This window comes from Mesocryomonas fontinalis (assembly GCF_055730125.2).
In genome coordinates this window covers 1-19,022 of the sequence record NZ_JBUZWG020000003.1, presented here as the reverse complement: position 1 = coordinate 19,022, position 19,022 = coordinate 1, and the positions used below count along the sequence as shown (strand labels likewise).

Here is a 19,022-nt window from a genome sequence, read left to right as displayed (position 1 = left end):
AACACGGTGGACCCGGCCGCGCGGCCGGGTCCATGACGCCCGCCTGATCGCGTCATATCGCTGTTACGTCCGGGCTGGTATAGCCGGATATCTCCATGGGGATGGGCGATGACGAAGCGCTATGCGGAACTGACCTATGCCCGGCCGGACGACCGGCTGTTTCGCCGCTGGGCTATCCGGTCGATCGAGCAACTGTCCGGCAAGCGCAAGCTCGCGCGCCTCTATGGCGTCTGGCGCCAGGACCTTGCGGCCGGCCGCAAGGATGCCTTCAACGCCATGCTCGACCTGATGCGCATTCGCCTCGACATCGGCGGGGTCCTGCCGGTCGGGGCAGCGCTCCCGGCGCGTCTGGTGATGGTGGCGAATCATCCTTTTGGCATCGGCGACGGCGTCGCGATCCTGGCGCTGGCCGAGCGCCTCGGACGGCCGTTTCGCATCCTCATCAACAACGACCTGATGAAGATCCCGGAAATGTCGGCTTACGGCCTGCCGGTCTCTTTCGAGGAGACCAAGGCGGCGCTGGCGATGAACATGGAAACCCGCAAGGAAGCGACGCGGCTCCTGGCCGAGGGAACGACGATCATCGTTTTTCCCGCCGGCGGCGTTGCGACGGCACCGACCATGTTCGGCGCGGCCGACGACTTGCCCTGGAAGCAGTTTACCGCCCGTCTGATCCAGACCGGACGGGCCGCGGTGCTGCCGATCCATTTCGAGGGCCAGAACGGGCCGTTGTTCCATCTCGCCAGCCGCCTTTCGCTGACGCTGCGCATCGGCCTCCTGATCGGCGAGTTCCGCCGGCAATACGGGCGGGCGATCCGGGTCAGCGTCGGGGACGTTCTGGAATTCGAGGAACTGTCGCGGATTTCCGACCGCCGGCTGCTGACCGAGCGGCTGCGGGATGCGGTGTTCTCGCTGGCGGGTGTCGCGACGCCGGTCCTCTCGCCGCTGCTCGAGGCCTGAGCGACGGAGACGGCGCGCTTGCAAATCTAACGATGAGCAATGCGCTCAGTCGCCGGAGCCCTGACTGTTGTCGGGCGCGGCCATGACGTCCGAGGTGAGCACCTCGACGTCGGTATTGACGCCGGCCTCGACGGTGAAGTCGCGCTGATAGGAGCGATCCTTGTTCTTGGCGACGATCGTGTAGGCGCCCTCGGCCAGCACCATGGAGGGAAACGCGCCGACGCTCTCGCGGATCACGTCGCCCGAGCCGTTCGAGATCGACCAGGCGGTGTCGGCGATGGCCTCGCCACCCTTCTCGCGCACCAGCTTCATGGTCAGTTGCGCCGCGCGCTGCTGCAGCGTCACGTCGGTGATCTTGCCCGGCTCGACCTTGACATCGGCCTTCACCACGGCGTTGACCGAGCCGAAATTGGAGACGACGTGATAGGTGCCGGCATTCAGCTGGACGACCTTGCGGGGGGCGATGTCCTCGGCCACCAGCTTCCGGTCCCGCTCCTCGGGTGCATCGCTGTAGATGTCGAAGGTCAGCGATTCCGGCGGGATCGGCACGTCGTCGGCGGCGACCGCGTTGAGCTTCAGGCCGCCGGCCTCGAGCACCACGACCTCCCGCGTCTGCTCGCCGCCGAAATCGACCCGCTTGGTGATGCCGGCGCGGCCGAAGCCGACATGCAGCAGATAGGCGCCCGACGGCACCTCGAAGCTCGCCGTGCCGCCATGGGCCGAGGCGACCAGCGGCAGCTTGCCGTCGATCGCGGGGATCGGCGAGAACAGGCGCCAGATCAGCCCGTTCGGGATGGGGGCGCCATCGGCGGCGAGCTTTGCTTCCAGCACCAGCGTCTTGCGGCTGCGCAGGAGGTCGAGCGAGGGAAGCTGGCGCGGCGCGTAGGATGGGAGGCCAGGAAGGTCGATGCGCGGATTGGCAAGCTTCGGGGCGAGATCGGGGAGGGCGATCGGGTTCAGTTTTTCGAGCGCACGGGCGCCGGTGCGGGGCAAGGCGTCACCGCTGGGAATGCTGTCGGGCGAGACGTAGGCGCCGCTCGGCCTGTCGCCGCCGCTGCCCCCGCCGAAGATGCCCTTGAGGCCATTGCCAAGAAATCCGCCGCCATTGCTCTCCTGCGCCACTGCCGGGGTACCGGCCAGAACGGCAAGGCCGAGCAGCGCGCAAGCTGCCGGTCGCAAGGGGATGAGGCGGAGGGAATGACGCAACATGATGACTGTTTGAACGGCAGATCATGGCCGAATTCAAGGCGTGGTTCCGCCGAACGCTGCATCTCCTTCCCTCGGCGAGAGGATTTGCGGGGAAAGGCTTTGCATTCCGGCTGGCGAGAGTTAGCTCAAGCCGCAGAACAGAGGACATCGTCATGACCGAGACCACCCGCTACCTCGAATCGCGCCGCTCCATCCCGATCCCCGCCCTCGGCCTTCCGGCGCCGGACGCCGGCGAGATCGAGGCTATGCTGACCATCGCTGCCCGGGTGCCGGATCACGGCAAGCTTGCGCCGTGGCGGTTCATCCTCTACCGCGGCGAGGTCGCGGTGAAGATCGGCAAGGCTTTGGCGGACCTTGCCGAGACGCGCGATGGGCCGCTCAGTGACGCGCGCCGCGCCATGGAGGAAAGCCGCTTCAGCCGCTCGCCGCTGGTGGTGGGCGTGGTCTCCAGCGCCCAGCCGCACGTCAAGATCCCGGAGTGGGAACAGGTGCTGTCGGCCGGCGCCGCCGCGATGAACCTCGTCCATGCCGCGCATTCGATGGGCTTTGCCGCCAACTGGGTGAGCGAATGGGTCGCCTATGACGAAGCGGCGAAGACGATCCTTGGCATTTCGCCGGAGGAAAAGACCGTCGGCTTCATTCACATCGGAACACCCACCACGCCACCCGTCGACAGGCCGCGGCCGGCGCTTGCCGATATCGTCACCGAGGCCGTCGCGCCGGCAGGGATCTGAGCCATGTTCTACCGCACCGACACGAACCAGCACGGCCTGCCGCACGACCCTTTCAAGGCGATCGTCTCGCCGCGGCCGATCGGCTGGATCTCGACGCGCTCGAAGGAGGGCGCCGTCAATCTCGCGCCCTACAGCTTCTTCAACGCCGTCTCCGACGGGCCGAAGCTGGTGATGTTTTCCTCCGCGGGCATGAAGGACAGCGCAGCCTTCGCGATCGAGAGTGGCGAATTCGTCGCCAACCTCGCGACGACGGTGCTGGCGGCCGCCCTCGTGCGCAGCTCGGCGCCGGCGCCCCGCGGCGTCAGCGAGTTCGCGATCGCGGGTCTCACCGAGGCGGCCTGCGAAATCGTCGCGGCGCCGCGCGTTGCCGAAAGCCCGGCCGCGCTGGAGTGCAAGGTCACCGAATGGTTCTGGCCGAAGGGCCTCGATGGCCAGCCATCGGAGAACGTGATGGTGATCGGCGAGGTCGTCGGCATTCACATCGATCCGTCGATCCTCGTCGACGGCATGATCGATACCGCGCTGGCGCAGCCGCTCAGCCGGCTCGGCTACCTCGACTATGCCGGCGCCGGCCCGGTGTTCCAGATGCCGCGTCCGAAGCGGCCGGATGCAAGCGACCTCTGAGCATCCTTGCCTCGGCCGGCGCTCCGGTCGCGGCCACATGGTGAATCCGGTGATAAGGGAGATGGTGAACGAATCCTAAACCATTGGCGGTCAGAGTGGCCCAGACAGATCGAGAACCATCCAGGGCCCTTGCCACATGATCGTGCAGCGTTTCGTCAAATGGTGCGAAACCGCCACCACCCGCGAGCGCGCGGAAGGGGTGGCGATGCTCGGCCAAGCTTTGGCGAGAGGTGAGGTCGCAGCAGGCGATCGCCCGGCCACGGTGGCGGCGATGACGCTCGTGCTCGAGGATCCCTCGCCCAAGGTCCGGCTCGCGCTGGCCGAGGCGCTCGCCGCATCCGGCAACGCGCCGGTGACGATCATCCGCGCCCTCAGTGCGGACAACGAGGAAATCGGCTGCCTCGTCGCCGGCCTTTCGCCCGTGCTGACCGATCTCGACCTGATCGACCTTGCCGCCGCCGGCGGCAAGCGCCTGCAGACGGCGATCGCCGGCCGTGCCGCCGTCTCCGTCCGCTTGGCCGCGGCGATCGCCGAGATCGGCGGCCGAAGCGCCTGCGCGATGCTTCTTGCCAATGCCGGTGCCGTCATTGCCGGCGTCAGCCACCGCCGGATCGCCGAGCGGCATGGTTCCGATGGCGAGGTGCGCACCCTGCAGCTGCATCGTCCCGATACGCCCGTCGACGTGCGCCAGACGCTGATCCTTCACCTCGGCCAGGCACTGGCCGGATCCATGATGGTGCGCAGGATGCTCGGCGACGCGCGTGCGCAGGTGCTGGTGTCGGAGGCTTGCGAACGGGCGACCGCTTCGCTCGCCCTCTCCGTGCCGCCGGCCGAGCTGCCGGCCCTCGTCGAGCATCTCCGGCTGTCCGGGCAACTGACCACCGCTTTCCTCATCCGCATCGTCTGCGCGGGAAACATCGATCTCTTTGCCGCGGCGCTGGTCTCGCTATCCGGCCTGACCGAGCGTCGCGTCAGGGCGATCGTCGTCGATGGACGCGAGGCAGCCTTTGCGGCGCTGGTGACGAGCTGCGGGCTTGTCCAGGCGGCAGCACCCCTGTTGCGGACGGCGATCCAGGTCTGGAAACAGGCGATTGCCCGCCACGCTTCTCCAGATGTCGGGAGCGTGACCGCCGAAGTGATGGCACGGCTCTGCGCGGTGCATGCGGCGCGCCAGGACGCTGCCGGCTTCGCAGCGTTGACGACGCTGCTGCACCGGCTGGAAGGCGAGAGCAGCCGCCACCATGCTCGCGATCAGGCCGAGCAGATGCTGGCGGCCTGAAACTCCGATGGTCTCGGCCGTGCAAACCGATCAGTAGCGGAACTGCTCCGCCAGAATGCGCTCGTCGCCGGAATGGTCCTGGTCGAAGAGGATCAGACTGCGGGCATCCCGCGCGATCCGGATCGTCACCTGCACCACCGACTTCACCTCGGTATGATCGGCCACGGCGTTCACCGGCCGCTTCTCCGGCTCCAGCGTCTCGATGACCACGGTCTGGTGATTCGGGAGGAGGGCACCACGCCACCGGCGCGGGCGGAACGCGCTGACCGGCGTCAGTGCCAAGAGGGGCGCATCCAGCGGAATGATCGGGCCTTGGGCCGAGAGGTTGTAGGCCGTCGACCCGGTCGGTGTCGCCACCATGACGCCGTCGCAGATCAACTCCTCCATCCGGACCTGCCCGTCGATGACGATCTTCAGACGGGCAGCCTGGTAGGACTGGCGAAAGATCGAGACCTCGTTGATCGCGAGCGCGGTATGCTCGAGGCCATCGCCGTCGACCGCCATCATCTCGAGCGGGCGGATCTTGTTCTCGGTCGCGGTCTTCAGCCGTTCCCGAAGGCCCTCGGCCCGGAATTCGTTCATCAAGAACCCGACGGTGCCCTGGTTCATCCCGTAGATCGGAACGTTGGTGCCCATGAAGCCGTGCAAGGTCTGCAACATGAAACCGTCGCCGCCGAGAGCGACGACGATGTCGGCCTTCTCGGGAGGGACGTTTCCGTAGAGCGAGATCAGTTCACGGGCGGCGTCCTGTGCCGGCTCGGTCTCGCTGGCGAGGAAAGCGATGGACGATGCGTCGCGCTTCATGGCGTTCATGCTCACTGATGGCTGGCGACAGGTCGCAACGGCGGCAATCTACGCACTCCAAACGAAAGAGATAGCCAGGAAATCCCGCGGTGCCGAGATATCTGTCGGAAGGCCGCAGGGTCAAACCTTCCCGCTGAAACAGAAAAGGCCCACCGAGATGGGCCTTTAGCAGCGTGATTATCACGTAGAAGTATGGAGTTCAGCAGTGCCGCTAAGCCAACGACTAGGTCGGCTGGCCGCCTTCCTCTTCCTCGAACGTCACGGCGACGTCGCCATTGGCCGACAGGCGAACCTGGTTGCCTTCGACGTCGGCGACGAGGCCGAGCGAGATGAAGTGGTGATGACCCTTGTGAGCGCCTTCGCCGCTGTCCTGCTTGGTCAGCTTGATGCGCTCGCCCACGACGCGGTCGACCTTGCCGACATGCGCGCCATCGGCACCGATGACTTCCATATGTTCCTTGATCGCAGTGACGTCAGCCATGGAAACTCTCCGTTGATGGATAACTGATCAACGCGCCATGCCCATCATGGATGCAAGCCGGAATCACTGCGGCGACGCCTGCCGGATGTTCGGCAGGTCGCGACCGCTTTCCTCCGGATCCGGTTCGATGGGTGGCGTGTCCTCGTTGGGCTCGCGAATTTCGTCCGGACGCGGATCGCCATCGGGGTCCGGATCTGGCGAGGGGCCTGTGGGGTCGATGATGTTGGGCTGGATATCGGACATGCGCTTTCCTTCAGACAAGAGAGGATGTCCTAGCAAGCGCGGGTTGGGTCAAAGGTTCCAAGACACCAAAACCCCGGCGCCATCGGTTGAGAAGGCTAATGAGAACAGGGGCTTGCGATAGCATTGCCAGGATGCATGGCAGCTATGCACGAAAGGGGATGGCGGTGTGCACTGCAAAAGGCTTTTATTGCTTTGCAAACGTTTCCTCCCAGATCCTTTGCATAGACTCAGCCCGCTGACTTCGGTCGGTGGGCTTTTTTTTGCCTTCCGCCCGGTATGCATTCCTGGTCCGCTCGTCAGCATGGCACCGGAATTCGAGCCGCGCGGCATTTTCAGCTGAGCGTCACCCAGGCAGGAGCATGATCGCTGGCGCCTTCCATGCCGCGGACGGCGCGGTCGACGCCGGCGTCCTCGAGCTGGTTCTTCAGCGAGGGGCTCAGGAGGATGTGGTCGAGCCGCATCCCGGCATCACGCCCCCATCGGCCGCGCTGGTAGTCCCAGAACGTGTAGAGCGGAAGCTCCGGGTGTCGGGTCCGGAGCGCGTCTGTCCAACCCTGCGACAGAAGACGTTGATAGGCGGATCGGCTTTCGGGCTGCACCAGTGCATTGGTCGCCAGCGACGTCGTCTTGTAGATGTCGAAATCCGTCGGGACGACATTGAAGTCGCCGGCCAGCACGACCGGCAGCCCGGTCTCCACCAGGCCTGCGGCGTGCTCGATCAATCGCTCGAACCAGGCGAGCTTAGCCTCGAACTTCGGGCCGGGCTGGGGATTTCCGTTCGGCAGATAGAGCGACGCGACGAGCAGTCCGCGACAGGCGGCTTCGATGTAGCGGCTCTCCCGGTCGGCGTCGTCGCCCGGCAGGACGTTTCGGGTCAGCACCGGTTCGGCACCTCGCACGAGAAGGGCGACGCCGTTCCACTGCTTCTGCCCGTTCCAGACGGCGTGGTAGCCGAGGTCGCGCAGCGCCGCTTGCGGGAAGTCCTTCTGGGAGGCCTTCAGTTCCTGCAGGCAGACGATGTCGGGCTGCGCTTCGCCGAGCCAGGCCAAAAGGTTCGGCAAGCGCCGGTTGACGTTGTTGATGTTGAAGGTGGCGATTTTCACGGCTCAGTCCGATCGAGCGCGAAACGGCAGACAAAAAAAGGCCCCGCCGAAGCGAGGCCCGTTTTGCTGTGTGCTGAAGCTAGGCTCAGACCTGCTGAAGATTGATAGCCTTCGGGCCCTTGCCGCGCGGATCCGGCTGGGATTCGAAGGAAACCTTCTGGTTGTCGGACAAGGACGACATGCCGGAGCGCTCGACGTCCGAGATGTGGACGAAAACGTCTGCGCCGCCGTTGTCGGGGGTGATGAAGCCGAAGCCCTTGTCCGCGTTGAAGAACTTCACTGTGCCAGTCTGGGCCATAACTACCTATCCTATTTATCTCGGACACCTGTCCAAGCGAGGGGACCATGCGGAAATGATCGCCATAATTCAACCCCACCCTTGCCGAGAAATGCTGCCTTAAACCCGTCGTGACGAAGAATGCTGCGTTTTCCCGTTATGAAACCGCTTTACCTGCCTACCCATGCCGCAAAAAATTAAGCTATCCGGACGTCTTTCGAACGCATGGCCTTGGTTTTTGGGTTGTGGTCCGGCTGTCCAGCGATCGAATTCTGCTTCTTTGGCCGGTTCACGACCGCGCGCTAGCAGGTTCCAGCATCTGGAATGGCGTACGGTAATTCGACGCAGGAACCCTAAAGCAGGCTCATCACCCAACCCGCCGCCGATGGAAATGCGCCTAGTTCGCCGGGGATACCTCGGATACCACGACCTTGCGCTTGCGCTTGACCGGCACCGCGACGACGGACGCGGCCGCCAGTTGTTCGGCTTCGTCCCGCGCGATCCGGGCGGCCTTCAGTCGATCGTTCTTAGCGCGCGTCTTGTCGGCGTCCGCTGCGATCATCGACATCGCCGAGCCTTTTTCGGCACGCATCGGCGTCTCGCGGAAATACTGATGGCCGGCCAGTACGGCGGGGGATTCCTTTTCGGACATGTTTTGCTTTCCGGAAGAGTCTCGGCCGGGCGGCCGCCGACGCGTCTGCGCCGTTGTTCGGAACGCTGGTGTTCCGCAAATCTTAACGATCTCACGCCGCACCAGTTGCCAACTGTCCTCGTCGATCTCTCCAACGTTCGTTATCGTACGTGATGCGTCGCGGGGAGGCGCTGGGCCATGCCGTTCTGAGGCCGGCCGGAACGCCCGAAGGCTCGGTCAGTTTAGGACGGCGGACGGGAAGAACATTGCCGACTGCCACGACCGTTCTTCGTGCCGATGGTCATGAGCGGGAACGCGGGATAACGAGCGGCGACGAAGTGGTTCCAGGCGGGAGCGATCAGCGCATGCATGAGGAAAGCCGCCATCTCGGCGAGGTCACCTGGCGCTATTCGGCAGGAGAGCTATGGGCCGATGGTGCCGTCCACGTCATCGGGCTGATTCTTGCAGCTGTGGGGACGGTGTTCTTCGCAGCGTTTCTGGTCGATGCGGGCGATACCACCTATGCCGCGGCGGTCGCGCTTTACCTCTCGACGCTGATGATCTCGATCAGTGCTTCGGCGGTCTACAACATCTGGCCGGTGTCGAAGACAAAATGGTGGCTGAGGCGGATCGATCACTCGGCCATCTATCTGCTGATTGCCGGTACCTACACGCCGTTCATGGTGAAGATGAGCACGTGGTGGATGTTGTCCGGCGTGTGGGCGATCGCCATCGCCGGCGTCGGGTTGAAACTCTTGCGTCCCGGGCAGTACGACCGGCTGTCGATCGCCCTGTATCTCGGCATGGGGTGGAGTGGCGTGGCCACCTATGACAGTCTGATCGGCCGGCTCTCGCCGACCGTGATCTGGCTGATCGTTGCGGGGGGACTCATCTACTCGCTCGGCGTGATCTTCCATCTCTGGGAAAACCTTCGCTTCCAGAACGCGATCTGGCATGGGTTCGTGCTTGTCGCGGCGGCGATCCATTACGCCGCCGTCTGGTGTGCAACGCTCGCCTGACGCTTTGATGGCGATCCGCCGGGCGCTGCCAATTTCGAATTATCGCGGGTGTCTGAGACAGTCTACCCCGCCATACGGTGCTGGGTTCACCGAGCCCCGGCGCGGTGCTCAAGGTGACCCGTCGAGCGGGACGCATTAATTGAATTCCGGGCGCGACCTTCTGCCTGCACGTAGAGTTGGTCGAGCTTCTCCACGAGCGCCTGTTCGGTGGCCTCTGCCTCGGTGATCAAACCTGCCTCGTAGGCGCCGAGCGTTTCCGTCGCTGTCATGTGAGCCTCCTTTTCCTTTCGGGTCCTGTGCGAATCCCGCCATCCTCGATTTGGTTCCCGGCAGCGGTCGATGTCAGCGGTCATTTCACCGTCAGGACCCCCGTAACGAAAAGCAGAAATGCGAGGACATGAAGGCCGGCGATGGCGAGAAGCCGGTTTCGGAACGGCTGCTTGCTCGTCTTGTGCCGGAAGACGCTGCTGGCCAGCAGCGCACCGCCGCTGCCGCCGGCAAGAGCGAGGAGCAGCAGCGTGCGTTCGGGGACGCGGCGCCGGCCCGCTCTGGCAGCCGCCTTGTCGAAGGCGAAGGCGGCGAAGCACAGCATGTTCACAAACGACAGATAAAGCAGCGTCATCACGTTCACGTCTCGACGGTCAAAGCGGGGCATGGCAGGGATAGCGGATCGACCACTGCGGGTAGGCGCAAGGGTTAGGTAGCATGGCGATCATCCCGATCCCCTGCTGCGTTTCTGCAGCCCGCAAAGCTAGCAAGGAGTAGAGAGATGCTGAGTGAAGCGGACAAGGACGCGATTTCCGAGAAGATCTCGACGCTGTTCCAGGGTCTCGAACTGACCGAGGTCGCCGACGTCCTCAAGATCCAGCTGGCCATGCTGGTCACCCAGGGCGCCGACGACGAAGAGGGTGCGATCGAGTTTCTCGACGAGATCACCGATGATGTCGAGGACATCATCAAGGGCTATCCATTCGGCGAGGACGACGACCTCGACGAGGGCGCGGAAGCCCCGAGCGAGCCGACCAAGCCTGCCTGACGCGGGTTCTGGAAGAGGAGGCCGGTCGCTAGACTAAGACCTGCTCCTCGCCGACTTTTCCAAATAACAACAGCCGTCCCACGTGAGCGGGACGGCTTATCAAAGCCTGCAGTAAAGGCCGATGCGCCTTATTGGGCTGGTGCGGTCGAGGTTGCGACCTTCGGCACGATCGGGTTGCCGGTTCGCACGTCGTATTCCATCCGCACCTCAGCGCCGTCCTTCATGTAGAAGACGATCTGATAGACGCCGCCGGAGTAGCTGACCTGGTCGATGAACGAGAACTCCGGGCGTGTCTCCACCTTGGCGACGATGTCGGAGAGTTTCGCGGCATTGGCCGGAGGTGCCTCCGGAGCGACGGCGAGGGCGCCGGTGGTCATCAACAGCGAGAAGGCGAAAAGGGCGGCGGGGGTACGCATGCGCATGCACTCCATTGGAATGCTGCCGGAACCATGCCGAGGCTTTTTGGTTCCGCACCCCTCGGTCCCGGCGCCGTCGATGGTTGATGCCGCGTTTCCCGCGGCGAAAACCTTCGCGAAATCTACTTCCCGCCCTCGATCGCCTTCCGGATAGCGTTCGCCATGTCGTCCGCCGGGTTGGCGGCTGGATCGCCGATCGGGGTCTGCGACGCGCCGGCCGGTTCGGCGGCATTGCGCTCGCCCAGCAGGAAAGCGATGCCGAGGCCGGCCAGCGCCGAAACCGCCAGCACGAACATCATGCGACGGCTCATTCTTCCCGGAACTCCTGCGGGAGGGTGCCGTGCCGGGCGAGGATCTCCGGCGTCTCGACCACCTCGTCGGTGTCGAGGTCGATGGTCTGGGCCAGCGCCACCACGCCGGCCATGCGGCTGGCATCGCGATCGGCCCGTGCAATGGCCTCGTCGGCCGTCTTGAACTCCATCACCCGTCCGGCGACGAGCTTCTTGCCCATCATCTCGAACTGCTGGACGATGTAGAGGGTTTTCTCGGCCATCGGGCACGCCTCCGGGGGTGATGGCGGGCGACCTGCCCGCGATGTCGCGTTGGCGACCTCGCTACAGCATCCCGCCCGCGATCGGAACAGATATTCCGGCGGATCGAAGGCCGGGCACCGACCGATGGCATGGGCGCCATCGGCGGGAGGCCCGGCAGTCCCGATCAGAGTACGCCGGGCTCGATGGCGGCGAGCGAGGCGGCGCCGGAATACCGGCGGCGGCGGCCGACCAGCATCATCGGCACGCTGGCGAAGGACAGCAGCAAAGCGGCCGCGGCGAACAGGCCGATCGTCGGGTTCTCCTCGACCGCCGTGGTGTAGAAGATAAGATAGCACTCGTAGAAGAACGCCGGCGGGCAGACCGTGAACAGCGCGGCGCCGGCATAGCCGAGGGTGCGGAAGCGGGTGGTGACGAAGGTGTCGTGCGAAACCATGGAAATCTCCTGACAGATGCCGCACGCCTCGCATGCGGGGCTTGCGCGAGGCGATCCATTTCGCAGTGCGGTACATCGTCGACGCCGAGGGCCACCGCCAAGAACCAAGTCTTCAAACGAAAACACCCCCCGTCCGTGCGGACGAGGGGTGCGCTGATCCAGCTATGTACCGCGGATTAGCTGCGGAACAGCGACAGGATGTTCTGCGTCGAGGTGTTGGCGATCGACAGCGCCTGGATGCCCAGCTGCTGCTTGGTCTGCAGCGCCTGCAGGCGGGTGGATTCTTCGGAAAGGTCGGCGTCGATGAGGTTCGAAACACCTTTGTCGATAGTATCCATCAAATTTGAAACGAAGGTCGACTGTAGTTCAATTCGAGCGGAGATGGCACCAAGTGCGGCTGCTGCAGACGTCACGTCCTTGGCGGCGGCACTGACGATGTCGACGAAAGCTGTGATCGTCGTCAGATTCGCCGTCGTTACATCGATGTCGAGTACCGATGAGGCGACCGTTGCGGGTACGCCATTGACAGTGTTAGTGCCGCCAATGTTCGCGACAGTTACCGCTCCCGAACCATTCTTTGTGGCAATGCCAACAGTGAAGGAGTTGGCGCTGGTGTACGAGATAACTCCGCCATCAGATACCTTAGCAACTAGGCCAGAAACTTTTGCATCGCCCAAAGCTTGGTTCAGGACTTTTTCAAGCTGTGCCGTGGTGCTGATCTGTCCACTCGACAAGCCAGCTTTCGTGGCGGTTGTAAGATCGAGGGTGACGCTCTGCGAACCCGAAACTGGATTGGTCACATTGAACGAGAAGGTATCATTGGCCGTCATCGTGATGCCGGCCGTCAAAACTCCGTTCGTAGCGCCTACAGTTGCGCCTGTCGCGCTGTAGCCAGCATCGCCCGCTCTAACCTGGGTCAGGATGCCACTCGTTGTATCGATAGCTCCAGTAGAGGTCTTCACGACAAGAGACGTCGAGGCTGTGCTAATGTCGACAGTGCCGATAGTAACGGCGCCGGTAGCGTCACGCGTAAATGATGCTACGACTGACTTCGAAGTACTGTCAGTCGACGCACGGGAAAGCCAATTTTCGCCAGAGAACGATGAGGACGAAGCGATGCTGGTCAATTGCGCTTTTAGAGAGTTGATCTCGGCCTGAATAGCGACTTTGTCGACGCCTGACTGGGTTGCCGCGGTCAGTTTGGACTTGATTGCGTCCAGTACCTCCAGGCTTTTGTTAAGGCCTTGGTAAGCCGTATCAACGGTGCCAGCACCCAAAGCCAACGCATCCTTGACGGTGCTCATCGTCTTGTTGTCGGACTTCAGCGTGGTCGAGATCGACCAGTAGGCGGCGTTGTCCTTGGCTTCGCCGATCTTCAGGCCGGTCGAGACGCGGTTCTGCGAGGTTTCGAGCGCGGAATTGGTCTGCTGCAGCGTGCGCAGAGCGGTGGTGGCGGCGGAATTGAAGTTGATGGAAGTCATGTGAAGTAGTCCCGAACGCGAGAATCGAGGGACATGGCGGATAGACCGCCTACAGCATCGGCATCATGCCAGGCGACTGCCGGATGTGCCGGTCTTTCGCTGCTGTACTTATGAAGTAGAGGGAGAGCTTAAATAAAACTCTAACGCTTCTCAAAAATGAAATAAGCTAGCTAATATTAAAACATTCTCTACAGTGAATTAGCTAGCTAATACATTAAATAGGTGGCTTTGTTGTTTAGGGCATATGTGGCACTCGGCCGGAAAGGCCGGCCGCTGTTCACCGTTTTTGAGCGCCCAATGCGGGCGAATGGGCCGACCGTGCTGGGTATGCCGGGAACGGTAGAGGCGAAGCCTGCTCGGCCGTATTTCAGGAAGTATCGGCAGTATTCCTAGCCGCGTCGTGTTGAGGCAGTCATCCGCCGACGCGTGTGCCGGGCCGGCGGGGTCTGCGTTTCCCGTGCGATCAGACGCCCGGCGTGATCCGGTCGAAGGCGCGGTCGGGGAGGTCGTCCTCGGCGGGATCGCGGCGCTGCAACTCTTCGCGTTCCAGACGCTCGAGATCTGCCTGCTCCGTCGAGACGGAATTCTCCGTCGCGGAAGCATCTGCCGCCTCGACGGTTTCCCCGTCGACGGCGGCGATCTCCTCCAGGAGGCCATCCTCGACAAGATGGTCGGTGATCACGTCGCCAGTCGGGGCGGGATGCAGCGGATCGGGCTTGATGTCGGACATGGCATATCTCCTCGTTGACTAAAACAAAGGACTGCCGGGCCGGCGGTTCCGTTTCGCCACTCGCGGGCCGTCAGCAAGGTGTTCGCCTAGGCGTCGGAACCGGCGGGCTGCAACCCGTTCTCTTGCCTACGCCTCTGGTACCCGAGACGCCGGTAAAGCCGGGGAGGCCGCTGGAACTGGGAGGAAGGTGCTGATCTCTTCGGCGAACACCGATCCTCATCGAGAACGCGGCTTTCGGGCATGCTTGGCCCCGACCGAAGTTATCACCGCATGCTGCTGCGTTCGTGATATGGCAGAAGTGTCGGCTCGCCGATCTCCTCAACCCCGCCGGTGGACCGACCATGAAGCGCTCTGCATTTCTCGCCCTCTCTTTCTCCCTCGTCCTCGTCGCCTCGGCGGCTTCCGCCCGCGACATTGCCTTAACGCTCGACAACCAGACGAGCTCTCCGGTGACGGAATTCTACCTGTCGGCGCCGGACGTGGACAACTGGGAAGAGAACCTCGTCACCGCGCCGATCCCGCCCGGCGGCAATGCGCCCGCCACCATCCGCGGCGCGGACACATGCGTCTTCGACGTGCGCACGGTCTTCGAGGATGACACCAGCACCGAGGACGCGGCTACGACCTCTGCGAAAACCCGGACTACACCATCGAAGAAGAATAGCCGCATAGGGCATGACCTCGACGCGGTGATGCTGCATTAACGTCCGTAACGATGGGTGAGGCGGGCGTGAGCTTGCTCTCGGTGAGGCCTGCTGGTTACGCCACGCCTAAGGCCGGACGCGAAAGATCCGCAGCGGAGCTGGCCCCGGAACGATCTCCAGCCAGTCCACGGCGTCGCCGGCCTTCAGCTGTCCGTAAAGGTTGCCGGGCACGGCATCGTAGGGCGGTGCGATCGCGTCGCCGCAGAGGGCGACATAGGCGATGCCTCGGGCGCGGACGAGCGGCTGGGCCGCGTCCGGTCTCGCGTTCAGCAGCTGGTATGCGGCGAGAATGCCGTCGGGCATCCGGTGATAGGGCGCCGCCAACACCGAATGCGGCGTGAAGGCAAGGATCATCGGGCCGAGATCGACGTCGGCGAGGACGAGACCGGGCGGCAAGGTGGCCAAGGTCCTGAACGCGCCCTCGACGTTGCAGGAAGCCTCGTCGGCTTCTGCCGCCGTCGGCGTCGCGAGCGCCCGGTAGGCCGCGAGCGGTGCGATCGGCGACAGAGCGAGGGTGGCGAGGAGCGTCGGCAGCAGCAGAGACCGCCATCGGCGCATCAGGTGCGTCACGGCGGCGCCTGCGACGGGCGCTGCGACAAAGGCGGCATAGGGGCTGCCCTTCGGCGCCTGGAAGAGCATCATCAGCACGGCGAGAGCGAGGACGGCGAGGGCGGTCAGCCAGGCGGCATCGCGCCGCCCCGGCACTGCGGCGAGGCACCAGACGCCGACGCCCAGCGCGGCCAGCGGGGTGGCGGCCAGGGCGATCGCCATCTCGGGCGCGCTGGACCAGATGACGGCAAGCGGCGCGACCTCCTTCACGAGGTCGAGCCAGATCGGGTAGAGCCGGGCGTCGACATCCGCAAACGGCCCGCGAAGGCAGCTCGGATCGAGGCCGAGATAGACGGCGGCTGCCGCCAGGCCGACGGCGACCACCGCGATCAGGCGTCCGCGACCGCCGAGGCGACCGCGCATCGTGGCCTCGGCGGCCAGCGCAAGGCCGGCAGCCGCGACCAGCAATCCGGCGAGGAGGTTGATCGCCAGCGCGTCGCAGGCGGGCGCCGTCCAGCGCTGCGGATCGGTTTCCGCGAGGAAGCCCAGCGCCGCCGACGCGCCATGGCCGAGCGCGTATCGCTGGGCACCGGCGGCCGCCGTGCCGGTGACCGCCAGCCGCAGGGCGATGGCGACGCCGATGGCGGCCCCGAGGATCAGGCCCTCGAGCCCCACCGTCACGAGAAAGCCGGTCGCGATGCCGGCAAGCCATCCTGCGCCGCGCCGACGTTCCAGCCAGACGGCGCCGGCAAGCGCCGCCAGCACCGCGACGATCTGCAGGTCGTGATGGTCGACGCGTCCCGGCACGAACTGCGCGAAGGCCGCCGGCGACAGGAGAAGCAGCACGGCACAGGGGAAGACCGCTCGCCGGCCGCCGAGCCGCACGGCAATCGCAAACGCCGAGAGCGAAGCCGGCAACAGCCAGAACAGCGGCCAGAGGGTCCGGACCAGCGCCTCGGCGCCCGTGCCGGCGAACGGCGTCGCCAGCCGGATCAGCCCGGCCAGCGCCCCGTCGATCAGGCGCGACCAGTGCATCTCCAGTCCGAGCGGAGGCTGCAGGCGCGGAACGCCATGGTCGAAGAAGGCCTGGCCGCCCAAGAGATCGCGCACCATGACCATGCGCATCGCGTCGTCGGTATCGCCGAAGGCCTCGGTCAGCAGCGTCTGCCGCCCGTAGTAGAACGCCCCGGCGAGGACGACGAGAAAGGCGAGGAGAAGCCGGGCGCGCTGGCTGCCGAGATCAGGCGTGCGCAGCGTCAGGCCGTGCGGCTTCGCCTCGGCCGCGGCGGTCGCGGCGGTGCCCTTTTCGTCCGGGCGGGATGGCAGCGGCATCGGGGCACCCATGCAAAAGGCCACCATCGCAGAGCGGGCCTTCCGGCCCGTTAAGGAGGGAAGTCATTGACCGCGTCGTAACCCTCTTCGTCTGATATGCGGCGGTCGAGCCGCGGAGCGGGATGAGGGAGAGGCAAAGGCATGTCGCTGCAAGGGGTCGAGGCGCTGGCTGCTGCCCGGGACCGGCTGGCCGTTCGCCGCTTCGGCACGTTCCTCGCCGTCGGCCTCGTTGGCCTCCTGGCGGACGCGGCCGTTTTCCTGGCCCTCAGCGCCGTCGGCACGACGCTGGCCCCGGCGCGGGCGGTCTCGATCTCAGCGGCAACGCTGGTCACCTGGCAGTTGAACCGCCGTTTCACCTTTCGAGCGAGCGGACGCGGCCGTCTGGACGAGGCGCTGCGCTATGCGGGCGTGGCGCTCCTCGCGCAGGGCGGCAACTACCTCGGCTTCCTCCTCCTCTGCCATTTCGCACCCGCCGTGCCGCCGCTCATCGTCCTCGTGGCCTGTTCGGCCGGCGTCGCGGGCGTCTCCTTCCTCGGCCAGCGCGTCTTCACCTTCGGTCAGCGCTAACGAGAACCGCGATTTTTCGCGCGCGCTTAACCGTATCGGCAAGGTTTTCCCGGCATGTTCGGCGCTGCAACCGACGCGTCCAGGGATCCCCATGCTTGTCGAAACCGAGACGCTGATCATCGGAGCCGGGCCCGCCGGCCTCACCGCCGGCTACCTGCTGACGAAGGCCGGGCGTGACGTCGTCGTGCTCGAGCGGGATCCGGTCTATGTCGGCGGCATCAGCCGCACGGTGGACTACAAGGGCTATCTCTTCGATATCGGGGGCCACCGCTTCTTCTCGAAGTCGCAGGAGGTCGTCGATCTCTGGAACGAGATGCTGCCCGACGATTTCATCGAGCGGCCCCGGCTGTCGCGGATCTATTATGGCGGCAAGTTCTACAGCTACCCGCTGAAGGCGTTCGAGGCGCTGCGCAATCTCGGCCTCGGCGAAAGCCTTGCCTGCGTCGCCTCCTATGCCAAGGCCCGCGCCAAGCCGATCGCCGAGCCGAAGACCTTCCACGAATGGGTCCGCAACCAGTTCGGCGAGCGGCTGTTCTCGATCTTCTTCAAGACCTATACCGAAAAAGTCTGGGGCATGTCCTGCGACGACATCTCGGCGGACTGGGCCTCGCAGCGGATCAAGGGCCTCGACCTCGGCGCTGCCATCCGCAATGCGCTGGTCGGCTCGCTTCCCTTCGCCCGCCGCCGTCGCCAGAAGAAGGGCGCGGTGATCAAGACGCTGATCGAATCCTTCCGCTATCCCCGACGCGGGCCCGGCATGATGTGGGATGCCGCCGCGACCAAGATCCGTGCGCAGGGCGGGACCATCAGCCTCGGGCAGTCGGTCGACGGCTTGCGCTGGGACGCGGCCTCCGGCCTCTGGACGGTGACCGCCGTCGACGCCGCGGGGGCGATCGTGACCTATCGCGCGCGCCACGTCGTCTCCTCGGCGGCGATCCGCGAACTCGCCGGCGCCATTCGGCCCGCACCGCTCAGCCTGTTCAATGCCAAGTCCCTGCAGTACCGCGACTTCCTGACCGTCGCCCTGATCGCGAGGTCCGGAAAATCCTTTCCCGACAACTGGGTCTACATCCACGATCCCGCCATGCAGGTGGGTCGTGTCCAGAACTTCCGGTCCTGGTCGCCGGAACTGGTGCCGGACGAGGGCATGACCTGTCTCGGCCTCGAATATTTCTGCTTCGAGGGCGATGGCCTCTGGAATGCCAGCGACGACGAACTTGTGGCCCTGGCGAAACGGGAGATCGGCGAGATCGGCCTGATCGACCCGGAAGATGTCGTCGATGCCTGCGTCGTCCGCCAGCCGAAGGCCTATCCGGTCTATGACGACGCCTATCGCGACCATGTGACGAGCATTCGCCGCGACTTCGACGCGAGCTACCCGACGCTGCATCTCGTCGGTCGCAACGGCATGCACAAGTACAACAACCAGGACCATGCGATGATGACCGCGATGCTGACGGTCCGCAACATCCTCGCCGGCCATCGCCTGCACGACGTCTGGAATGTCAACGAGGACGCCGGATACGCCGAAGCCGGCGTCGAGGGTGCCAACGCTGCTCTCGCCAGCGAACGCCTGGTGCCGCGGCGAGCGGCGGCGTGAAGCTTGGCGTGGCGAGCGCTAGCGTAAGGCATTCTGACAGGCAGCTTGCCTGAAGAGTTCCAACCGGCTTCCCCGCACACTTTTCGTCCTGCCTCAGCGACATCTCCGCTTGTCGACCGCGATGGGCGCGCTGCGTGCGCTTCCGCGATCACTTCCTGCACGCGCGCGCCGGCTTCGACGTCAGGTGCTTGTGTTCCCGCCCCGCAAGCTCTATGTCGCGGCCGTATTCGCAACAGCTCATCAAGGGTTTCGGACG

Annotated in this window: 25 protein-coding genes; 9 read left to right on the top strand and 16 right to left on the bottom strand. The window is 64.7% G+C overall.

What is annotated here, in order from left to right; genetic code table 11:
• Nucleotides 1-108: 108 nt before the first annotated feature.
• Nucleotides 109-960, top strand: a complete 852-nt coding sequence (locus ACZL02_RS08230) for a lysophospholipid acyltransferase family protein (protein ID WP_472937493.1) — start codon at nucleotides 109-111, stop codon at nucleotides 958-960.
• A 45-nt stretch (nucleotides 961-1,005) separates the two neighbouring features.
• Here ACZL02_RS08230 and ACZL02_RS08225 read toward each other — a convergent pair whose 3' ends face one another.
• Entirely contained in the window at nucleotides 1,006-2,169 is a 1,164-nt protein-coding gene (locus tag ACZL02_RS08225; RefSeq protein ID WP_472937494.1) for an RgsD C-terminal domain-containing protein, read from the bottom strand.
• A 152-nt stretch (nucleotides 2,170-2,321) separates the two neighbouring features.
• Between ACZL02_RS08225 and ACZL02_RS08220 the strand changes: the two genes are divergently transcribed.
• The 3 genes from ACZL02_RS08220 (at nucleotide 2,322) to ACZL02_RS08210 (ending at nucleotide 4,806) form a co-directional block, all read left to right on the top strand.
• A complete protein-coding gene (locus tag ACZL02_RS08220) occupies nucleotides 2,322-2,903 on the top strand; it encodes a nitroreductase family protein (RefSeq protein WP_472937495.1) in 582 nt (193 codons plus the stop codon).
• 3 nt (nucleotides 2,904-2,906) lie between these two features.
• A complete protein-coding gene (locus ACZL02_RS08215) occupies nucleotides 2,907-3,527 on the top strand; it encodes a flavin reductase family protein (RefSeq protein ID WP_472937496.1) in 621 nt (206 codons plus the stop codon).
• A 136-nt stretch (nucleotides 3,528-3,663) separates the two neighbouring features.
• On the top strand, nucleotides 3,664-4,806 hold the full coding sequence (locus tag ACZL02_RS08210) for a DUF2336 domain-containing protein (RefSeq protein WP_472937497.1): 1,143 nt from the start codon (nucleotides 3,664-3,666) through the stop codon (nucleotides 4,804-4,806).
• A gap of 30 nt (nucleotides 4,807-4,836) precedes the next feature.
• On the opposite strand, the gene ACZL02_RS08205 is transcribed toward ACZL02_RS08210, so the two are convergent.
• From ACZL02_RS08205 to ACZL02_RS08180, 6 genes are all read right to left on the bottom strand, one after another.
• Nucleotides 4,837-5,610, bottom strand: coding sequence for an NAD kinase (locus ACZL02_RS08205; protein ID WP_472937498.1), 774 nt, complete (start codon nucleotides 5,608-5,610; stop codon nucleotides 4,837-4,839).
• A 223-nt stretch (nucleotides 5,611-5,833) separates the two neighbouring features.
• Nucleotides 5,834-6,091, bottom strand: coding sequence for a DUF2171 domain-containing protein (locus ACZL02_RS08200; protein ID WP_472937499.1), 258 nt, complete (start codon nucleotides 6,089-6,091; stop codon nucleotides 5,834-5,836).
• Between the two features lie 63 nt (nucleotides 6,092-6,154).
• Complete coding sequence (locus tag ACZL02_RS08195; RefSeq protein WP_472937500.1) at nucleotides 6,155-6,334, bottom strand: hypothetical protein; 180 nt, start codon at nucleotides 6,332-6,334, stop codon at nucleotides 6,155-6,157.
• 332 nt (nucleotides 6,335-6,666) lie between these two features.
• Complete coding sequence (locus tag ACZL02_RS08190; protein WP_472937501.1) at nucleotides 6,667-7,437, bottom strand: exodeoxyribonuclease III; 771 nt, start codon at nucleotides 7,435-7,437, stop codon at nucleotides 6,667-6,669.
• An 85-nt stretch (nucleotides 7,438-7,522) separates the two neighbouring features.
• Nucleotides 7,523-7,735, bottom strand: a complete 213-nt coding sequence (locus ACZL02_RS08185) for a cold-shock protein (protein WP_472935115.1) — start codon at nucleotides 7,733-7,735, stop codon at nucleotides 7,523-7,525.
• Nucleotides 7,736-8,111: 376 nt separating this feature from the next.
• Nucleotides 8,112-8,366, bottom strand: coding sequence for a hypothetical protein (locus ACZL02_RS08180; protein WP_472937502.1), 255 nt, complete (start codon nucleotides 8,364-8,366; stop codon nucleotides 8,112-8,114).
• 344 nt (nucleotides 8,367-8,710) lie between these two features.
• On the opposite strand from ACZL02_RS08180, the gene trhA reads away from it, so the two are divergent.
• Nucleotides 8,711-9,364 (top strand): PAQR family membrane homeostasis protein TrhA, encoded by a 654-nt coding sequence (gene trhA, locus ACZL02_RS08175; RefSeq protein WP_472938132.1) that lies wholly within the window; start codon nucleotides 8,711-8,713, stop codon nucleotides 9,362-9,364.
• 86 nt (nucleotides 9,365-9,450) lie between these two features.
• Here the strand turns inward: trhA and ACZL02_RS08170 are convergent, their stop codons facing one another.
• Nucleotides 9,451-9,633, bottom strand: a complete 183-nt coding sequence (locus ACZL02_RS08170) for a hypothetical protein (RefSeq protein WP_472937503.1) — start codon at nucleotides 9,631-9,633, stop codon at nucleotides 9,451-9,453.
• A gap of 80 nt (nucleotides 9,634-9,713) precedes the next feature.
• Nucleotides 9,714-10,019, bottom strand: a complete 306-nt coding sequence (locus ACZL02_RS08165; RefSeq protein WP_472937504.1) for a DUF1294 domain-containing protein — start codon at nucleotides 10,017-10,019, stop codon at nucleotides 9,714-9,716.
• Nucleotides 10,020-10,133: 114 nt separating this feature from the next.
• Between ACZL02_RS08165 and ACZL02_RS08160 the strand changes: the two genes are divergently transcribed.
• Nucleotides 10,134-10,400 (top strand): hypothetical protein, encoded by a 267-nt coding sequence (locus ACZL02_RS08160; RefSeq protein ID WP_472937505.1) that lies wholly within the window; start codon nucleotides 10,134-10,136, stop codon nucleotides 10,398-10,400.
• 128 nt (nucleotides 10,401-10,528) lie between these two features.
• Here the strand turns inward: ACZL02_RS08160 and ACZL02_RS08155 are convergent, their stop codons facing one another.
• The 6 genes from ACZL02_RS08155 to ACZL02_RS08130 form a co-directional block, all read right to left on the bottom strand.
• Nucleotides 10,529-10,816 (bottom strand): PepSY domain-containing protein, encoded by a 288-nt coding sequence (locus ACZL02_RS08155; RefSeq protein WP_472935122.1) that lies wholly within the window; start codon nucleotides 10,814-10,816, stop codon nucleotides 10,529-10,531.
• 122 nt (nucleotides 10,817-10,938) lie between these two features.
• Entirely contained in the window at nucleotides 10,939-11,127 is a 189-nt protein-coding gene (locus tag ACZL02_RS08150; RefSeq protein WP_472937506.1) for a hypothetical protein, read from the bottom strand.
• Complete coding sequence (locus ACZL02_RS08145; RefSeq protein ID WP_472935124.1) at nucleotides 11,124-11,369, bottom strand: hypothetical protein; 246 nt, start codon at nucleotides 11,367-11,369, stop codon at nucleotides 11,124-11,126. Before ACZL02_RS08145 ends, ACZL02_RS08150 begins: the two co-directional genes overlap by 4 nt.
• 164 nt (nucleotides 11,370-11,533) lie before the next feature.
• Nucleotides 11,534-11,803 (bottom strand): hypothetical protein, encoded by a 270-nt coding sequence (locus ACZL02_RS08140; protein ID WP_472935125.1) that lies wholly within the window; start codon nucleotides 11,801-11,803, stop codon nucleotides 11,534-11,536.
• Between the two features lie 176 nt (nucleotides 11,804-11,979).
• On the bottom strand, nucleotides 11,980-13,284 hold the full coding sequence (locus ACZL02_RS08135; protein WP_472937507.1) for a flagellin N-terminal helical domain-containing protein: 1,305 nt from the start codon (nucleotides 13,282-13,284) through the stop codon (nucleotides 11,980-11,982).
• Nucleotides 13,285-13,747: 463 nt separating this feature from the next.
• Nucleotides 13,748-14,014 carry a hypothetical protein gene (locus ACZL02_RS08130; protein WP_472937508.1) on the bottom strand — a complete coding sequence of 89 codons (267 nt, stop codon included), beginning with the start codon at nucleotides 14,012-14,014 and terminating at the stop codon, nucleotides 13,748-13,750.
• 341 nt (nucleotides 14,015-14,355) lie between these two features.
• Here ACZL02_RS08130 and ACZL02_RS08125 point away from each other — a divergent pair, with 341 nt between their 5' ends.
• Nucleotides 14,356-14,718, top strand: a complete 363-nt coding sequence (locus ACZL02_RS08125; protein ID WP_472937509.1) for a hypothetical protein — start codon at nucleotides 14,356-14,358, stop codon at nucleotides 14,716-14,718.
• A 66-nt stretch (nucleotides 14,719-14,784) separates the two neighbouring features.
• On the opposite strand, the gene ACZL02_RS08120 is transcribed toward ACZL02_RS08125, so the two are convergent.
• Nucleotides 14,785-16,599 (bottom strand): hypothetical protein, encoded by a 1,815-nt coding sequence (locus ACZL02_RS08120; RefSeq protein ID WP_472937510.1) that lies wholly within the window; start codon nucleotides 16,597-16,599, stop codon nucleotides 14,785-14,787.
• Between the two features lie 141 nt (nucleotides 16,600-16,740).
• On the opposite strand from ACZL02_RS08120, the gene ACZL02_RS08115 reads away from it, so the two are divergent.
• Nucleotides 16,741-17,166: a GtrA family protein gene (locus ACZL02_RS08115; RefSeq protein ID WP_472937511.1), complete on the top strand. Its 426-nt coding sequence runs from the start codon at nucleotides 16,741-16,743 to the stop codon at nucleotides 17,164-17,166.
• Between the two features lie 91 nt (nucleotides 17,167-17,257).
• Nucleotides 17,258-18,766, top strand: a complete 1,509-nt coding sequence (locus ACZL02_RS08110; RefSeq protein WP_472937512.1) for an NAD(P)/FAD-dependent oxidoreductase — start codon at nucleotides 17,258-17,260, stop codon at nucleotides 18,764-18,766.
• Nucleotides 18,767-19,022: the final 256 nt, after the last annotated feature.

Bases quoted from the DNA above. Each gene is read 5' to 3' on its own strand.
- ACZL02_RS08230 (WP_472937493.1), top strand. From the start codon at position 109: ATGACGAAGCGCTATGCGGAACTGACCTATGCCCGGCCGGACGACCGG.
- ACZL02_RS08225 (WP_472937494.1), bottom strand. From the start codon at position 2,169: ATGTTGCGTCATTCCCTCCGCCTCATCCCCTTGCGACCGGCAGCTTGC.
- ACZL02_RS08220 (WP_472937495.1), top strand. From the start codon at position 2,322: ATGACCGAGACCACCCGCTACCTCGAATCGCGCCGCTCCATCCCGATC.
- ACZL02_RS08215 (WP_472937496.1), top strand. From the start codon at position 2,907: ATGTTCTACCGCACCGACACGAACCAGCACGGCCTGCCGCACGACCCT.
- ACZL02_RS08210 (WP_472937497.1), top strand. From the start codon at position 3,664: ATGATCGTGCAGCGTTTCGTCAAATGGTGCGAAACCGCCACCACCCGC.
- ACZL02_RS08205 (WP_472937498.1), bottom strand. From the start codon at position 5,610: ATGAAGCGCGACGCATCGTCCATCGCTTTCCTCGCCAGCGAGACCGAG.
- ACZL02_RS08200 (WP_472937499.1), bottom strand. From the start codon at position 6,091: ATGGCTGACGTCACTGCGATCAAGGAACATATGGAAGTCATCGGTGCC.
- ACZL02_RS08195 (WP_472937500.1), bottom strand. From the start codon at position 6,334: ATGTCCGATATCCAGCCCAACATCATCGACCCCACAGGCCCCTCGCCA.
- ACZL02_RS08185 (WP_472935115.1), bottom strand. From the start codon at position 7,735: ATGGCCCAGACTGGCACAGTGAAGTTCTTCAACGCGGACAAGGGCTTC.
- ACZL02_RS08180 (WP_472937502.1), bottom strand. From the start codon at position 8,366: ATGTCCGAAAAGGAATCCCCCGCCGTACTGGCCGGCCATCAGTATTTC.
- trhA (WP_472938132.1), top strand. From the start codon at position 8,711: ATGCATGAGGAAAGCCGCCATCTCGGCGAGGTCACCTGGCGCTATTCG.
- ACZL02_RS08170 (WP_472937503.1), bottom strand. From the start codon at position 9,633: ATGACAGCGACGGAAACGCTCGGCGCCTACGAGGCAGGTTTGATCACC.
- ACZL02_RS08165 (WP_472937504.1), bottom strand. From the start codon at position 10,019: ATGCCCCGCTTTGACCGTCGAGACGTGAACGTGATGACGCTGCTTTAT.
- ACZL02_RS08160 (WP_472937505.1), top strand. From the start codon at position 10,134: ATGCTGAGTGAAGCGGACAAGGACGCGATTTCCGAGAAGATCTCGACG.
- ACZL02_RS08155 (WP_472935122.1), bottom strand. From the start codon at position 10,816: ATGCGTACCCCCGCCGCCCTTTTCGCCTTCTCGCTGTTGATGACCACC.
- ACZL02_RS08150 (WP_472937506.1), bottom strand. From the start codon at position 11,127: ATGAGCCGTCGCATGATGTTCGTGCTGGCGGTTTCGGCGCTGGCCGGC.
- ACZL02_RS08145 (WP_472935124.1), bottom strand. From the start codon at position 11,369: ATGGCCGAGAAAACCCTCTACATCGTCCAGCAGTTCGAGATGATGGGC.
- ACZL02_RS08140 (WP_472935125.1), bottom strand. From the start codon at position 11,803: ATGGTTTCGCACGACACCTTCGTCACCACCCGCTTCCGCACCCTCGGC.
- ACZL02_RS08135 (WP_472937507.1), bottom strand. From the start codon at position 13,284: ATGACTTCCATCAACTTCAATTCCGCCGCCACCACCGCTCTGCGCACG.
- ACZL02_RS08130 (WP_472937508.1), bottom strand. From the start codon at position 14,014: ATGTCCGACATCAAGCCCGATCCGCTGCATCCCGCCCCGACTGGCGAC.
- ACZL02_RS08125 (WP_472937509.1), top strand. From the start codon at position 14,356: ATGAAGCGCTCTGCATTTCTCGCCCTCTCTTTCTCCCTCGTCCTCGTC.
- ACZL02_RS08120 (WP_472937510.1), bottom strand. From the start codon at position 16,599: ATGCCGCTGCCATCCCGCCCGGACGAAAAGGGCACCGCCGCGACCGCC.
- ACZL02_RS08115 (WP_472937511.1), top strand. From the start codon at position 16,741: ATGTCGCTGCAAGGGGTCGAGGCGCTGGCTGCTGCCCGGGACCGGCTG.
- ACZL02_RS08110 (WP_472937512.1), top strand. From the start codon at position 17,258: ATGCTTGTCGAAACCGAGACGCTGATCATCGGAGCCGGGCCCGCCGGC.